This is a genomic window from Thiomicrorhabdus hydrogeniphila (assembly GCF_054656895.1).
This window is the reverse complement of record NZ_BAAHXL010000001.1, coordinates 2542925-2558595: the sequence shown is the minus strand read 5'-3', so window position 1 is coordinate 2558595 and position 15671 is coordinate 2542925. Positions and strand designations below refer to the sequence as shown.

The 15671-nt window shown below is 37.5% G+C and carries 12 protein-coding genes; 7 read left to right on the top strand and 5 right to left on the bottom strand.

From position 1 onward, the window contains the following. Nucleotides 1–4 precede the first annotated feature (4 nt). The 4 genes from proB to ACYQ0E_RS11475 all read left to right on the top strand — a co-directional run bounded on the left by proB (nucleotide 5) and on the right by ACYQ0E_RS11475 (nucleotide 4876). Nucleotides 5–1126, top strand: a complete 1122-nt coding sequence (proB, locus tag ACYQ0E_RS11490; RefSeq protein ID WP_460188367.1) for a glutamate 5-kinase — start codon at nucleotides 5–7, stop codon at nucleotides 1124–1126. Nucleotides 1127–1278: 152 nt separating this feature from the next. After that, on the top strand, nucleotides 1279–2478 hold the full coding sequence (locus tag ACYQ0E_RS11485; RefSeq protein WP_460188366.1) for an EAL and HDOD domain-containing protein: 1200 nt from the start codon (nucleotides 1279–1281) through the stop codon (nucleotides 2476–2478). Nucleotides 2479–2652: 174 nt separating this feature from the next. Further along, nucleotides 2653–4023, top strand: a complete 1371-nt coding sequence (locus ACYQ0E_RS11480) for an NAD-dependent succinate-semialdehyde dehydrogenase (protein WP_460188365.1) — start codon at nucleotides 2653–2655, stop codon at nucleotides 4021–4023. An 85-nt stretch (nucleotides 4024–4108) separates the two neighbouring features. Next, on the top strand, nucleotides 4109–4876 hold the full coding sequence (locus tag ACYQ0E_RS11475) for an EI24 domain-containing protein (protein WP_460188364.1): 768 nt from the start codon (nucleotides 4109–4111) through the stop codon (nucleotides 4874–4876). 110 nt (nucleotides 4877–4986) lie between these two features. Here the strand turns inward: ACYQ0E_RS11475 and ACYQ0E_RS11470 are convergent, their stop codons facing one another. Together ACYQ0E_RS11470 and ppnN are read right to left on the bottom strand one after the other, a co-directional pair. Continuing rightward, nucleotides 4987–6222, bottom strand: coding sequence for a DEAD/DEAH box helicase (locus ACYQ0E_RS11470; RefSeq protein WP_460188363.1), 1236 nt, complete (start codon nucleotides 6220–6222; stop codon nucleotides 4987–4989). Nucleotides 6223–6277: 55 nt separating this feature from the next. Then, nucleotides 6278–7648 carry a nucleotide 5'-monophosphate nucleosidase PpnN gene (ppnN, locus tag ACYQ0E_RS11465; RefSeq protein WP_460188362.1) on the bottom strand — a complete coding sequence of 457 codons (1371 nt, stop codon included), beginning with the start codon at nucleotides 7646–7648 and terminating at the stop codon, nucleotides 6278–6280. 46 nt (nucleotides 7649–7694) lie between these two features. Here ppnN and ACYQ0E_RS11460 point away from each other — a divergent pair, with 46 nt between their 5' ends. Next, nucleotides 7695–8798 (top strand): AI-2E family transporter, encoded by a 1104-nt coding sequence (locus ACYQ0E_RS11460; RefSeq protein WP_460188361.1) that lies wholly within the window; start codon nucleotides 7695–7697, stop codon nucleotides 8796–8798. Between the two features lie 58 nt (nucleotides 8799–8856). Further along, nucleotides 8857–9939, top strand: a complete 1083-nt coding sequence (locus ACYQ0E_RS11455) for an MBL fold metallo-hydrolase (protein WP_460188360.1) — start codon at nucleotides 8857–8859, stop codon at nucleotides 9937–9939. A gap of 704 nt (nucleotides 9940–10643) precedes the next feature. On the opposite strand, the gene folE2 is transcribed toward ACYQ0E_RS11455, so the two are convergent. The 3 genes from folE2 to ACYQ0E_RS11440 all read right to left on the bottom strand — a co-directional run bounded on the left by folE2 (nucleotide 10644) and on the right by ACYQ0E_RS11440 (nucleotide 14355). Further along, a complete protein-coding gene (gene folE2 / locus ACYQ0E_RS11450; RefSeq protein WP_460188359.1) occupies nucleotides 10644–11603 on the bottom strand; it encodes a GTP cyclohydrolase FolE2 in 960 nt (319 codons plus the stop codon). 275 nt (nucleotides 11604–11878) lie between these two features. After that, complete coding sequence (locus tag ACYQ0E_RS11445) at nucleotides 11879–12979, bottom strand: CobW family GTP-binding protein (protein ID WP_460188358.1); 1101 nt, start codon at nucleotides 12977–12979, stop codon at nucleotides 11879–11881. Nucleotides 12980–13008: 29 nt separating this feature from the next. Next, a complete protein-coding gene (locus tag ACYQ0E_RS11440) occupies nucleotides 13009–14355 on the bottom strand; it encodes an FAD-dependent oxidoreductase (RefSeq protein WP_460188357.1) in 1347 nt (448 codons plus the stop codon). Between the two features lie 261 nt (nucleotides 14356–14616). Here ACYQ0E_RS11440 and folM point away from each other — a divergent pair, with 261 nt between their 5' ends. Further along, nucleotides 14617–15345: a dihydromonapterin reductase gene (gene folM, locus ACYQ0E_RS11435; protein ID WP_460188356.1), complete on the top strand. Its 729-nt coding sequence runs from the start codon at nucleotides 14617–14619 to the stop codon at nucleotides 15343–15345. Nucleotides 15346–15671: the final 326 nt, after the last annotated feature.

The following is a 15671-nucleotide window of genomic DNA, read 5'->3' as shown; positions in this document are numbered from 1 at the left end:
CAATATGCAGCGTTCTGATTTAAAACACACTAAGCGTTGGGTGGTTAAAATTGGCAGTGCCTTATTAACAAATGATGGACGAGGCTTAAATCGAAAAGCATTAGCCAGCTGGGTTTCTCAGATGGTCGAACTTAAAAAACAAGGTGTAGAGGTTGTCATTGTATCTTCTGGTTCTGTTGCAGAAGGCATGAAACGTCTAGGTTGGAAAACCCGTCCTAAGTTATTAAATGAATTACAAGCGGCCGCGTCTGTGGGTCAAATGGGTTTGGTTCAAGCTTATGAATCTGAATTTTCTCAATACAATATCCATTCAGCTCAAATCTTAATGACACACGATGATTTATCAAACCGTAAACGTTATTTAAATGTTAAAAATGCCATTGAAACCCTGCTTGAATATGGCGTTGTTCCCATTATTAATGAAAATGATACCGTTGTTACGGATGAAATCCGTTTTGGTGATAACGATACCTTAGCGGCGTTAACCGCCAATTCGATTGCTGCTGATGTTTTGGTTATTTTAACGGATCAAAAAGGCTTATTTGATGATAACCCGCGAGAAAACCCTAATGCGAAGTTAATTTCAGAAGCGAAAGTCAGCCGAAAAGACATTGAAGCAATGGCGAGTTCAGAAGGCGGAGCTTTAGGGAAAGGTGGCATGTATACTAAAGTCATGGCAGCTAAAAGAGCAGCACGTTCTGGTACTGCTACACTAATTGCTTCAGGACATGAAGAGAATATTTTACCTAATTTATTTGCAGGCAAAGCTCAAGGCACCTTATTGATACCTGATTTAGAACCATTAACCGCTCGTCAACAATGGTTAGCGGGGCATTTACAAGCCAAAGGTTCTCTCATTCTCGATGCTGGAGCCGTTAAAGTTTTACGTTCTTCTGGCAAAAGTTTATTGCCCATTGGCGTTAAAAAAATGCAGGGAAATTTTCAGCGTGGAGAAATGGTGGTTTGTTATGATGAAATTGGTAAAGAAGTTGCTCGTGGTTTGGTAAACTATTCAAAAACAGAAGCGCTACAAATTATTGGTCAGCCAAGTCATAAGATTGAATCTATTCTTGGTTATATTGAAGATGAATCTTTAATTCACCGAAACAATTTGGTTTTGAGCTAAGGATAAGAGCTCTATATTAATGTTAGCCAGCCAGTAATACGTAAACGTTTTTTATTACTTTTTTATCAGGATGATTTTGAAGTTGAGTACCTTCCCTCAAGCTTTTAGTTCAAAAATCTTATATATCATTATTATAATTAAAGGTAGCCTACATGTCTGAAGTGTTTATTGGCCGACAACCTATTTTAGACAGAGATATGAACGTCTTTGCTTATGAGTTGCAGTTTTATAACGGAATTAATCCTAATAACAAAGCGCTGCAAGCCACAGAAGAACTCATAGAAGAAATTGAAAAAACAATTGGGTTTCAATCGATTGTTGGCGAACATAACGCATTGCTACACCTTCCTAAAGACCTTATTAATAAGGCTATCTTGCCCCAGTTTGACACCAAGCATCAACTCGTTTTAGAAATTCCTAATAATATTCTTAAAGATGTAGAGGTTCTTCGTAATTTAAAAGAATTAAAAGAAGAAGGCACCAGCATTGCCTTAGATGACTTTATGGATGATGATGCCAGCATCCGTTTAGCGGGCATTAGTGATTACGTTAAAATTGACCCAGAATCACATAATGAAATACAGATGAAAAAAATCCTAAGTGATTTGCAGCAAAAAAATATTAAAGTTATTGCCGAAAAAGTAGAAACTGAAGAGATGTTTCTTTACTTAAAAAAACTTGGATTTGATTATTTTCAAGGTTATTTCTTTACTAATCCTATTATTATTAATGGTCAAAAATTAAGTGGTAACAAGCTCACTTTATTGCAGTTATTGTCTAAGGTGAATGACAACAATACTGATTTTGGTGAGCTCTCAAAGATTATTGCTCAAGATGTGGCATTAAGCCATAAATTGTTAGTGGCTATTAATAACCCTGCAGCCATGATTCCTATTCGAGTTGAAACGATTGAAGATGCTGTTAAATACATGGGTGTTAAGCGATTAAAATTTTGGGTTAATATGCTCATGCTTTCAAGTATGAAAGATGTCCCTCTTGAATTATTAACGACCTCTTTGATGCGGGCAAAATTTTGTGAATTATTAGCTGAATTATCTGGGCAAGCTAGCGAAAAAGAGAGTTTCTTTTTAGTTGGTTTGTTCTCGAATTTAGGTGCATTTTTTAGAATACCATTGGCTGATGTTGTGTCAGAAATTCCACTATCAGACGACCTTGTGAATGCTTTAGTGAATAAACGAGGCGCAATGGGAAATGCACTCAAAGTATTAGACGGTATCGAACACTTTAACAGTACTTTAAAAAGCTTGAAATACGATGGTTTAGAATTAAAACAAATTACGCATAGTTTTATGTCAGCCAACGCCTGGGCGCAACAAGTTATTTCTCATTAAAAAAACAATAAGCTGGTTAACCATTTAACTTGAGAGTAAATCAGTTGTACAATTGTTTAAATACATCGCATTAAAAGTCGGCTTTTGTCGGCTTTATTTGTTTTTAGGGGCTATTTGGTAGCAAGATTGTGATGCAGCTCAATAAATAGCCATACACGTTTAGGAGAGAGTTTTATGACAATGCAGTCCATTAATCCAGCAACAGGTGAGTTACTTATTGAGTTTGATACCTGGGATAGAGAAACTTTAGATTACACGCTGACTCAAGCTGGTTATATGTTTGAAGATTGGTCTAAATTAACGCCTATGGAAGATCGTTGCACCATGATTAAACGAGTTGCCGAGGTTTTAAGAGACGATGTGGTTCCTTTAGCAGAATTAATTACCTTAGAAATGGGTAAAACAACCAAAGAAGCCCAAGCTGAAATTGAAAAATGTGCCCTTGTTTGTGACTTTTATGCAGAGAATGGCCCGGCTTTTTTAGCTGATGAACCGATTGAAACCGATGCGAGCAAAAGTTTTGTTGCGTACTTGCCTTTAGGTGTTGTTTTAGCGGTTATGCCTTGGAACTATCCATTTTGGCAAGTATTTCGTTTTGCGGCGCCTGCATTAATTGCAGGTAATACTGCGGTGTTAAAACATGCCTCTAATGTTCCGCAATGCGCTTTAGCTATGGAAGAAGTTTTTCGTAAAGCAGGGTTTCCAGACCATATATTTTCAAACTTAATGATTGGTTCTTCAATGGTTGAGCAAGTCATTCGTCACCCAGCTGTTCAAGCAGTTAGTTTAACAGGCAGTGAAAATGCCGGACGTTCAGTTGCGAGTATTGCCGGGTCTGAATTAAAGAAAACTGTACTTGAATTAGGTGGTTCAGATGCCTTTATTGTATTGGATAGCGCAAATATGGATGAAGCTATTCAAGGCGCTATTATTGGTCGTTTCCAAAATATGGGACAAAGCTGCATTGCTTCAAAACGATTTATTGTAGACCAGTTTATTGCACAAGAATTTGTGGATAAATTTAAAGAAGCCGTTGAAGAAAAATTTGTAGCTGGTGATCCATTAGATCCAGAAACCACTTTAGCCCCAATGGCTCGACAAGATTTATTGGATGAATTGCATCAACAAGTCATGAAATCTGTTGAACTGGGTGCCAAAATTGTCACTGGCGGTTATCAATTAGACCGCCCTGGTTGTTATTACGCTCCAACCATATTAACGGATGTTACCAGTAATATGCCGGCCTATCATGAAGAGTTGTTTGGACCTGTGGCTATTGTGATTAAAGCCACAGAGCCAGCTCATGCCTTGGGCATTGCTAATGGTGTAGACTTTGGTTTAGGTGGTTCTATTTGGACAAATGACCTTGCCACGGCAGAAACGATGGCACGAGGTATGGAATCAGGTGCAACGTTTGTGAATCACTTCAGTTTTTCTGATCCTAAAATGCCATTTGGTGGTGTTAAAAATTCAGGGTACGGCCGTGAATTGGCAGCCAATGGAATTCGTGAATTTACCAATGTAAAATCAATTTGGATTAAATAGCGCTTTACCACTCAATGGCCTTTAATTTAAAGGCCATTGAGTATAAAAGTTTAATTATGGATTGCGGTTACCAAAAAGGGACTTTATGTTCGATTTATTGTTTAAAACCTTATCAGATTTAAAAGAACCCGCTATTTTATGGCGTTTATTTGTGCCTTTTGTCGCGGCGATTATTTTAGTGTCAATTTTAGGCTACGGCATGTTTGGCATGTTTTTGGTCAGCGATTTTGTAACGCAGAACCCAATTGTGCATGATATTACGGTTTGGCAAGAAGAAGCGCAACAATCTATTGGTGCAGTTCCCTTTATTGGGGGCGCTTTGCTTTGGATTTTTGGTGTGGTATTTGCCGTTATTGCTGGTGTACTTGGCGTATTGTTGGGCAGTTATCTAATATTGATTTTTGCCATGATTATTACAGGTTTTATGACCGATAGCTTGGTAAAAGTTGTGCATGATAAACATTATCCAAATACCGATTATTCTGGTCATGGTACTATGCTGGGCATGATTTGGAAGCTATTGGTCTATGGCTTTTTATTGCTATTGCTGTTTTTGGTGACCATTCCAATGTTGTTTATTCCATTGTTAAATGTGGTGTGGTTTTGGTTATTAGGTTTTATGTTTTTTAGGTATTCAATTGTTCAAGATGTAGGGCAAGTTATATTGCCTGAATCTATGTTTAACGAAGTTAAGCAGATGACAAATTGGGCGCCAACGGGTGCTGTAGCGGCTTTATTTTTGATGAGTACTTTACCGTTAATTGGTTTGTTTGTACCTGTATTAGCGGTTATTGCTTTAGCGCATTATTATTTTGATCATCTTTCTACCATGCCTGTTAAAGATAATCAGTAAAACCGTTATTAAATGTAACGGATCATCTCAATAAACAAACGTAATAAAATACGTTTTACCAGACCTGGTAAAATCAAATTTAAAATTCAGTTTTTACCAGGCCTGGGTATTTAACGTTTCTTTTTTGGGGCTTTTTTGGCTTTCTTTTTAGCGGCTGTCTTTTTAGGTTTCTTTTTAGTACTGAGTTTTTTCATGGCATCTTTCAGTTTAAACCTTGGTTCTAACCCTTCTATATACGCTTCAGGCAGTTTTTGTTGCAGATGATATTCAATGCGTTCAAGGTTGGCAATATCGTGATGCTCTACAATATTAATGGCCACACCCACTTGTTGAGCTCGTCCTGTGCGTCCAATACGGTGAATGTAAATATCGCCTCTATAAGGTAAGTCATAATTGATTACATGGGTGATATGAAGCATATCCAAACCACGAGCCGCAATATCAGTGGCCACTAGTATTTTGATTTTACCGTTTTTAAACTTTTGCATTTTTTCAAGACGTACCGCTTGAATAAAGTCGCCATGTAACACTTGTGCCGATAAGTTTTGAGATTGCAAATACTCAGTGACTTCAATCGCTTTGTCTTTTTTATTACAAAAAACAATGGCGCTTTGGCAGCTTGAATCTTTTAATAAGTTGGTCAAAATCGCTTGTTTGTGGGCTTTATCATTGGCTAAATACAAGCCTTGTTGTACTTGTAGCGATTGTTGGTTTGGCGCATCTACTTGAATGATTTCTGGGTTATCTAACACTTCATCGGCAAATTTGGCAACGCCCGAACCGCTTAAGGTGGCTGAGAATAATCCTGCTTGAAAGTCGCCAGGTATCGCTTCAATCAAAGCTCTAACGGTTGGGCCTTGACCCATGTCTAACATACGGTCGGCTTCGTCGATAATTAAAATTTCAACATCGGATAGGTTGACGTAATCTTCTTCCATTATTTTAGCTAGACGACCAGGCGTGGCAACAATAATATCGCACGGTTTTTTAAGCGTTTCTATTTGCTGACTCATTTTAAAACCGCCGGTAATAATGGCGGTTTCAAAATGACAGTTTTCACCAAACTCTTTAACAACCTTATGAATTTGAAACGCTAATTCTCGGGTAGGGGCTAAAAGTAACACTCTTGGTTGGTCACTGTATTGGGGTTCGTCCAACAGGTATTGCAAAATAGGCAATACAAAGGCCGCTGTTTTACCTGTGCCTGTTGCCGCACCAGCCAGTAAGTCTTTACGTTCTAAAAGAACCGGAATCGCCGCTTCTTGAATAGGCGTAGGCTTGTGGTATTTTTGTTGTTGAATGGCATCCAATAGGACGCTGTCTAAATCCAGTTCTTCAAAAGTCATGAGTATCTCTGTAATGTGACGTGGCGAGCAATTTACCAGGCCTGGTCGTTTTAATTTATTTGTGTATTTTATAACAAGGATGATAGTCGCTGGTATCTAGTTTCATACGTTTTTGATCTACAAAACTTTGTAATAGTGTATCCATGGCTTTCATAATATCTTTGTCACCATGTAAATCAAATGGGCCGTTACGTTCAATTTCTCTAATACCATCGGCTTTAACATTACCCGCTACAATGCCAGAAAAAGCTTTGCGTAATTGACCCGCTAAACTGTGTACTGGCTGATCTTTGTGTAGATTGAGTTTGGCCATATTTTCATGAGTCGGAATAAATGGTTGTTGATGCTCAAGATCGAATGTTAAACGCCAATTGAAATAATATGCATCACTACTTGATCTACGGTCTTGTCTGACCACTTCCATTTGGTTTTTCATGTAAGTCGCAATATCTCTTGGCTGATCAATCATGAGTTTGAGTTTATCTATGGCTGCTTTACCTAAGGTTTCAGCTAAAAAGTGCAAGATACCGTCAAAATAGGCTTGGCTACTTTCATCCCCAGTTAATACTACGGGCAGGGCAATATCTTCGTTTTTAGGGTTTAATAAAATACTTAATAGATACAGCAGTTCTTCCATTGTGCCAGGGCCACCAGGAAAAATAATAATGCCGTGTCCAATCCGAACAAAAGCTTCTAATCTTTTTTCAATGTCGGGCATAATGCATAACTCATTAACAAACGCATTCGGTGCTTCTGCGGCAATAATGCCAGGTTCAGTCATTCCTATATAGCGACCTTGTTTATAACGCTGTTTGCCATGCCCTAAAATAGCCCCTTTCATTGGACCTTTCATAACACCTGGGCCGCATCCTGTACAAATATCTATACTGCGTAAGCCAAGTTCATAACCTAGGTGTTTGCTGTAATGGTATTCTTTTTCAGGAATAGAATGACCACCCCAACAGACCACAATATTTGGGGTTTCGTTCGGTTTCATTAATTGCGCGTTACGCGCTATATGAAAAACGGCATTAGTAATACCGTGTGGCGTTGTTAGGTCTAATTTGGGGCTAAATAAAACTTCATTTCGTGAATAAATTAAGTCACGAATAACAGCAAATAAATGCTCTTTAAGCGCTGTCATAAGTTTATTGTCTACAAATGCATGGTGAGGTGCGTGTTTTATCACCAATTGCACACCGCGTCCTTTTACGCCAACAGAAATAGAAAAATTAGGGTATTTTTCTAACAAAGCGAGTTCATTATCGGCTTCAGAACCCGTGTTTAATACGGCTAAAGCACAACGTAATAAAATGTCATTTAACCCTTCGTCAGACACATCACAAAGCTGGCGTGCTTCACGGTAAGATAAAATTTGTAAAGAGCCTTCAGGGCGAATAATCACTTCTTCAATATCGGTATTCATGATAGGGTACACTCATTATTTATTAGCTATTTTTATGGGGTTTATTATGCGTGACAATCGTCCTTATGAGGAAGGTTTTTTAATGATTTTATTGCTTCTTGCTTTAGCGGTAATCATTTGGTTGTTTTCTCCATTTTTAGAAGCTCTTTTCTTTGCAATGATTTTAGCTACGGCAAGTTATAAGGGCTACCAAAAACTCTTATCTCAATGCAAACAATCAGAATCTACAGCAGCCTTAATTATGAGTGTGGCAGTATTTATTGGTGTTATTGCTCCAGTGACCTATTTATTGGTTGAGGTCAGTCTGCAGGTTGGTAGCTTAATCAATCAAGCGCAAGCTTGGTTAAGCCAGCAAGACGCCGAAAGCTTTACTAAACTCAATCAATCTATTTTAAGTTATTTACCGATTAGTGAATCCACTCAAGCGGACGCTCTAGCGCAACTAAAAGAGCATTCGCAAAAAATTCTTGGCTTTGTACAACAAGCGAGCGTATTTTTACTTGAAGGGGTTTTGGGCACAACCTCATCTTTTGTAACCTTTATTGGTTTATCGGTGTTTGCCTTGTTTTTCTTTTATCGTGACGGGCATAAAATTGCACACCACATTAAAATTTTATCGCCATTAGAAAACTACTACGACCTAATGATTATGAATCGCTTTTCTTCCTTGTCCACAGTTTTAACGCTAAGTGTGGTTGGTATCGCGTTAATGCAAGGTATTTCATTTGCTATTTTAGCTTGGATTTTAGGTTTACCAGGCTTGTTCATCGGTATGGCTATTGCCGTAACTTCATTTATACCCGTGGTGGGTGCCGCATTAGTTTGGATACCCATTGTTATTTACGCCTTAATTCAAGGCGATTACATCACTGCTGTTGTTATTACTCTTTGGGGTGTAGTCATTACTGGGTTTGTCATTGATAATGTCATGCGTCCTCTATTAATTAGTCGTTTAACCAAAAGTTTAAGCAACGGTGGCGAAGGGCTAGAAGTTGCTAACCATACTTTAATTACCGTGTTATCTACCTTTGCGGGTTTACTGCACTTTGGTGTCATTGGTCTGTTTTTTGGCCCTGTTATTGCCGCCATGGCCATTACCATTTTTGATGTATATGAACATAAAAATTCTCACACTTTAGATAGAAGTTAGTAATGAGTATTATTATCAGGTTGGTGTTATGATTATCTTGTAACAAAGGAGTGAAACGATGAAGAAAATATTATTAACCGCTATTTTATCCACATTAACTTTTAGCGCTTCAGCACAAGATGATTTATATGTTCAAGGTTTTGAAGCTTGGGAACAAGAGTTAAAATCAATGGGAGATGAAATCTCCACCCATGCAACTCAAGCCTATGTAAATGACGTCAGTGGCGTGATTAAAAAACACGGTTATATTGGTCAAGAATTACCACTGCCTAAAGCAACAAAAGTAATGGATGGTGTTTATTCTATAGTGGGTAGTCAAATTTGGCATAATCCATCAAACTTTGGTTTAAATAATAATATCTCTTTTATTATTTTCAAAGATGGCGTGTTTGTATTTAATGCAGGCGCAAACCCAGCCATTGCTTACAGTGTTCATCAGCAAATTAAACGTATAACAGATAAACCCGTTAAATGGTTAGCGGTTGAAAACAATCAAGGCCATGCCTATTTAGGAGCCAGTTATTGGGTGGATGTCGGTGTAAAAAATCTCTATTCAAGCCAACAAGCCAATGATGTATTTGACCAAGCTTTTGAAGCAGAGCGTGCAGAGTGGGGAGAGCGAGTTGGTAAAATCATTACTCATACAGCACGTAATGTCACCGATAAATTTACCACCTTTGAAGGTAAAATGAGCGTTGACGTTGGTGGTGGAGAAACGTTTGAATTAATCGATTTCGGGCCGGGCCATACACCAGCATCAACCAGTGTGTATATACCAAGTAAAAATCTATTTTTATCGGGAGATCTAACTTTTAATGAACGTATGCCCGTTATGTTTAACTACACCAATAGTTTTGATTGGATGGCATCATTCGATAAAATGATGAAAACCATTCCAGCAGACGCTAAAGTCATTCCTGGGCATGGAACACCAACAGACATGGCGACGGTTAAAAAACAAACTTACGATTATTTCCGTTACCTACAAAAAGAGATTAAACCCATTGTTGAAGCAGGTGGTACTATAGAAGACGCTGAAGCCGTTGACCAATCTATGTACAAAGATCGCCCTGTGTTTGAACAGGCAGCTAAAAATAATGCAAGAAAGATATATACAGAAATTCAAAATGGTTACTTCTAATTTGAGGCTTATTTAGGCTATCTCGTTGTTGGAATTCGTTCACATAGCGTTGCTATGCTTCACTCGTTCCGCCTAGATATAGCACTAAATAGTCACTCAAATTAACTTTTGAGGTTATTTTGTCCACTTCTGCGTTAAGTTAAAGCTCGTTTAGCGTTACTAAACTTCGCTTTAACTTGCCTTGAGTTGACCTAAAATAATCACTCAAATATTCTTTGAGACCTATTTAGGCTATCCCGTTGTTGGAATTCGTTCACATAGCGTTGCTATGCTTCACTCGTTCCGCCTAGAGATAGCACTAAATAGTCACTCAAATTAACGGTCTTTTGAATTAATTGATTTATGCCTAAAAGCCGATTTAAGAATTTGTCTTAAATCGGCTTTTTTGTAGGATTTCTTTCTTTGTTTATTGTTTATGTTGTTCACTTCTGCGTTAAGTTAAAGCTCGTTTAGTTTTACTAAACTTCGCTTTAACTTGCCTTGAATTGACCTAACATAATCACTCAAATTAACGGACTTTTGAATTGTTTGATTGAGTTTAATATTGAATTTACCAGGCCTGGTATGTCGTGTGGCCATATTTGCAGTGTGAGCATAGGGTAAATTTTTGAGTTAATTAAGATATACATATTAAAAAAGCCAGATAAGAGGTTAAGTTCTTATCTGGCTTTTTGTCTCACTAGGGGTTTATAACGTTACAGAAGTTATATAGATCCCATTAGGTTTGGATCATCAATATAGCCATTTTCTACACCCTTAGTCACAATAGCAATGGCATCGTGAGGGTGTAGGCTTTCTAAATGGTTTACGCGTATCCAAAAATCTTGGTACTCAGCGCATTTATCTAATTGAGTCAGCAAGCGCCTTGAAGCATCTTCACAAAACATTAAGTTTGATGCATTTAAGCGAGCAAACTCTTGTTCATCTTCACGTTTTACTGTGGCTTGTACTGGCGTTTTTAATGCATCTTCAATGTAATTAATAAGCGTTGATATTTCTAATACATCACCAGGAGCAACTTTTACTTTTACTTGAGCATAAGAGCGCTGGCTATGTGGTGTGGCATTAATACCTTCTGGCGTACCTAGCCAATCTACTACCGTTTTATAATCTAGATCTTGACCAGAAAACTGTGCTTCAAACGCTTCTTGAATCAATTGACGAGATAAAGCAGCTGAACAAGGGCAGGTAGATGAATACGGTACTGTGATAGAAAGTTCGCATTCAAATTGACCATTACGTACTTCGCCACGTAGCGTGGTTGGGTAGTGTTTCCAACCGCTATTATCACTTTTTAAAGATTGGCGACGTTCATAATAGTCAAATTTAAATTCAACAAATGCATTGGCACTTAATCCGTGATGAGATTCAATAAATTTATCTAAAATAGATTTAACACTATTCGGAGTTAAAACTTCTTGAGTCGCCATTTGGTCTAACAGAAGATACAAGCGAGACATGTGAATGCCTTTGCTTTGAGGATCGTCTAAACTGACATAAGCTTGTGCTTTTGAAGAGAGGCGAACTTCGGTTAGGTTTGTATTACTGGCGTGTGCTTGTTTAACAAGAATAGGGAGTTCAATTCCGCTCATTCCTACCCAGTTAAGTTTCCCATTAGGGCCGTGATGCGGTTGACACGCGATATCGGGCATGTTCTTTGTCATGCAATTTCCTTCGACTTTAGTGAGTTAAAGAGTGCTGTTTTGTACTTGTAGGGTTATAGCTATAAATAAACTATAGATTTATAAATCTACTTAACAAAAGCGTATTTTAACGTAACTCACTGAAATAATTATAAAAGAGGATGTAGACGTTAAAGATGTTTACATGCTCAAAGTGGCTGATTATTCTATCAAATAATTGATTAAAATGCTGGGTTATTCAGTAAAAAAAGTTTACTAACAGTAAAAAATAGTTACTAAGTTTGTTTAATTACGTTTTATTGTAAATTGTTAATAGTGTTTTTTATTTGTTTTTCAAGTTCTTGGGGTGACAGTTTTACACTATTTTCATTAGAATCGCTGGGCTTAAATAAGCACTCTAAGCGGTTATCTTGTCGCCATGCAATATCCTCAAACTGCAAATTTTGATTTGACCAATTCAACAATTGCCATTCATTACCTGTTTTAAGCAATGCTTTGGCTCTTATTAAGTACGGGGCTATTTCTTCAAATAAGGCTTTAAGTTTTACTCGGTTAAATTGTAATTCAGGGCTCCAAATCCACCCCATGCTTAATAATTCACCCGATTCTGTTTGGCTAATAAAGCACTTTTGGGTGCCTGCAATTTCAGAATTATATTCTTCTTGAATATGTGACGTATGTTGCTGGTGTTGAGACTGTTCTGTTATTGGTGAAAGCAAGGTAAAAGGTTTTTTAGGCCTCGCTTGTAAAAGCGAGTTTAAAGTAATGGCAGAAAATTGGGTTGTAATCACTTCATTCTTAGGAGGGTAGCAATTTGCCAGCACCTCATTAGCTTCATCTCTTTGAGAGTTTGTAGCTAAATCAATCTTATTTAAAACAATGGTGTCTGCTAAATTGACTAAATCTCGCATAACGGCAGATTTTTTCCAACGATCTTGTGTGAGCTGCATTGGCGTAATGATGCAAGTGATTTTTTGCAATTGCAAAGGTTTAGCAAAAGGTGTTTTTTGAAGTGAATCAATAATTTTGGCGGGATGTCCTAAACCTGTTGGCTCAACCCAAATTCGGTCAATTGGTTTTTTTGCTTGAGACAGAATCTGGTTTAACGTGGTCACTAACCCTAATTGAGCTGTACAGCAAATACAACCACCAGAAACCGCTAAAATTTGTAAAGAGCTCGCTTCATTAGAGTTTTTGTCTAAGGTTTGATTTTGATCTGCAGTTTGTTTTGAACTGGCTAGAAGTTGGCTAGCATCAATATCGACCTCACCAAACTCATTAATAAGTATGGCCCAGTTTTCGTTTTGAGGTTTTTGCTGAATCAGGTGTTGCAAGCAAGTGGTTTTGCCGCTACCAAGTAAACCTGTAATAAGGTGAACGGGTATCGGCGTATTCATAGTAATGTGCTTGCTAAAATTAATGGAGCTTAACGCGGAACGTCAGTGCCGCCAAGCAGTGTATTTACCACGGCTTCACGATCAAGCTCAATGCCTAAACGATCTGCAATAATTTGCGCATCGCGGTACGCATTACCTAAACACGTTGTAGCGCCTGGAGAAGGGGTCATATTAAAAATAAGGTTTTCATTTTCAGGCACAATGCTGGCTTCACCTAATTTTAATTGCATGGTGGTTTTGTCTATCACTTGTGGGCGTAAGCCACCTATGCCTTCAGCGTATTCTAAGTCTTCAGGTTTTAAACTTGGAATGATTTTACTGGCATCTTTAGCAAAGAGTTTTTGGCGAATTTTGGGTATTTCAAATGCAAAGTTTCTGAAAATATAATTACGAATCGTGCTGTCTTTCATTAAATCCCAAAAAACACGAATAACTTTGGTATCAAGTTTTAAGCTTTTCCAAAAATCCCAGTAAGTTCCGCCTGTATAACGTTCTAGTTTTGGTAAAACTAACGCAGTTGGTCCAAGACGGGTTTTATTTAATTCAATTAAATCAGGATCACCATGCAATGCCGCAAAAGGGAGTTTGTCATTTTGCATGGTATACACTTTCCCGTTTAGCATTTTAGGCACATAGTAAAAGCTGCCCGCCATTGGCAAAATAGACATGTCCATGCCATGGCCTAATTGGTTGGCCAGCAATAAACTGTGTGCCCCAGCCGAAACCACAACAAACTTAGCCAAAAAAGTACCTTGAGGCGTTGTTAATTCATAGTGGTCATCAAATTTAGCAATTTTTTGAACTTCACTACTTAAAGATACATTGATTTCTTTATTGGTATTTCTAGCGCTATTAATAAAGGATTTAGCCAAGTTACCAAAGTTAACTGCAGAATATTCGTCGGTACAACCCGAAGCTAAAATCTTTTCTTCACGAGGTTTGCCATCCACTAAAGCAACCGCAGGTTCTACTTCAGCAATACGCTCAGCATCCCATAATTCCATGTATGGAAAGGCTTCAGAAAATTCATGATAACGTTTTTCTAAACGTTCACATTCGTCTTCACCCACAGCCAAAATCATTTTTGGAAACTTATATAAAAAGTCATTTTTTTCAACTTGGTCAGCATAATGCACAATCATATTGGCTTGCTGTTTAACCAGTTTGGCTTTTTCTAAGGTGTAATTAGTTTCAATATCGCCACAGTGCAATGTTTGGCTATTTGAACGAGCATGAGAATTAAGCGGAGCTAGAGAACCATATTTTTCTAACATGGCAACAGAACCAACATTTGTGTATTTAGAAAGCATGTAAGTTAAGGCGCTTCCTGAAATTCCACCGCCAACAATGACGACATCAAATGTACGATTTTTCATCTTTTTAATCTCTATGGTTTCTAAATAACTGAAATAATATGAATGCTAGCCCTTTATTATATAAAAAATATTGATATGGGGTTCGAGTAATGTAATGTTTAGACTCATTTTTTTGAAAGTGAATGCTGTTTTTAAATTATAAAAGTTTCGTTTTTTTGGGCAAAGCCTAGATTTAAACTCGACTTAACACGGTACAATAACTCTCTCCGTGAATATCTTTACGTTAATAGTTTTGTTTTTAAGCAAAGTCAGAGGGTTGTGATGTCAAATGGTTTAAAAAATAATGCGGTTTTTATTACAGGAGCATCGCAACGAATTGGTGCCTATTTGGTACGTCAGTTTTTAACATGTACCGATTATCCTGTTATTTTTACCTACAAAACTCATCGACAAGAAGTGGATAACCTGGTTGCGTTGGGAGCGATTGCTATTCAATGTGATTTTGAAGATATAGATAATTTACCAGGCCTGGTAAAACAGATTAAACAACACTGCAAAAGCTTAAGAGCGATTATTCATAATGCCTCATTATGGCTTAGTGATGAACAAGCTCCTGCCTTTTCGGCTGAGTACCAAAGCTTATTTAGATTGCATGTTGAAGTGCCTAATTTTTTAAATCATCAATTACAGCCCTTGCTATTGGCGGCAAACTCAGAATTTAAAGATATTATTTCGCTATCTGATTTTAGCGTAAACAAAGTGACTGAAAGCCATATTGCTTATTTATCAAGCAAAGCCGCTATGCAAACAGCCAGTAAAGCATTTGCCAAAAAATTTGCCCCTGACATTAAGGTCAATGACATTGCCCCAGCACTGATTATGTTTAATGAACATGATTCCAATGCCTACAAAGAAAAGCGCTTAAAACAAGCTGCGCTTCCCATCGAACCTGGTGCAGATGTGGTCTGGCAAGCCGTTCATTACCTTATAAATAACTCATACACCACAGGCACTTGTTTGCAGCTAGATGGTGGGCGACATTTAATGTAATATCAACTAAATTGTAAGTTGGTGTGTGCAAATTTATAGAGCAAATAAATGTATTCTGAAATATTGAAGCACTATAATAACCGCCAACCTAATATACCAAATGATTTCTAAATATGCGTTTGTAGCTCAGCTGGATAGAGCACTGCCCTCCGGAACCAACACTCACTTAATTTATCTAGTTTTAATCTTATTGAATATCAATAAAAATTACAGGTAAATCTATATTAATTGACTGATTATAAAAGGGTTTTTAATTAAGTTTAACTTTGTGACAGAAGTATGCGTACATTGTCTTAATTGGATTTTAAGTGTCACAAACCTTACAA

Bases quoted from the DNA above. Each gene is read 5' to 3' on its own strand.
- ACYQ0E_RS11470 (WP_460188363.1), bottom strand. From the start codon at position 6,222: ATGACTTTTGAAGAACTGGATTTAGACAGCGTCCTATTGGATGCCATT.
- ACYQ0E_RS11440 (WP_460188357.1), bottom strand. From the start codon at position 14,355: ATGAAAAATCGTACATTTGATGTCGTCATTGTTGGCGGTGGAATTTCA.
- folE2 (WP_460188359.1), bottom strand. From the start codon at position 11,603: ATGACAAAGAACATGCCCGATATCGCGTGTCAACCGCATCACGGCCCT.
- proB (WP_460188367.1), top strand. From the start codon at position 5: ATGCAGCGTTCTGATTTAAAACACACTAAGCGTTGGGTGGTTAAAATT.
- ACYQ0E_RS11445 (WP_460188358.1), bottom strand. From the start codon at position 12,979: ATGAATACGCCGATACCCGTTCACCTTATTACAGGTTTACTTGGTAGC.
- ppnN (WP_460188362.1), bottom strand. From the start codon at position 7,648: ATGAATACCGATATTGAAGAAGTGATTATTCGCCCTGAAGGCTCTTTA.
- ACYQ0E_RS11485 (WP_460188366.1), top strand. From the start codon at position 1,279: ATGTCTGAAGTGTTTATTGGCCGACAACCTATTTTAGACAGAGATATG.
- ACYQ0E_RS11460 (WP_460188361.1), top strand. From the start codon at position 7,695: ATGCGTGACAATCGTCCTTATGAGGAAGGTTTTTTAATGATTTTATTG.
- ACYQ0E_RS11455 (WP_460188360.1), top strand. From the start codon at position 8,857: ATGAAGAAAATATTATTAACCGCTATTTTATCCACATTAACTTTTAGC.
- folM (WP_460188356.1), top strand. From the start codon at position 14,617: ATGTCAAATGGTTTAAAAAATAATGCGGTTTTTATTACAGGAGCATCG.
- ACYQ0E_RS11480 (WP_460188365.1), top strand. From the start codon at position 2,653: ATGACAATGCAGTCCATTAATCCAGCAACAGGTGAGTTACTTATTGAG.
- ACYQ0E_RS11475 (WP_460188364.1), top strand. From the start codon at position 4,109: ATGTTCGATTTATTGTTTAAAACCTTATCAGATTTAAAAGAACCCGCT.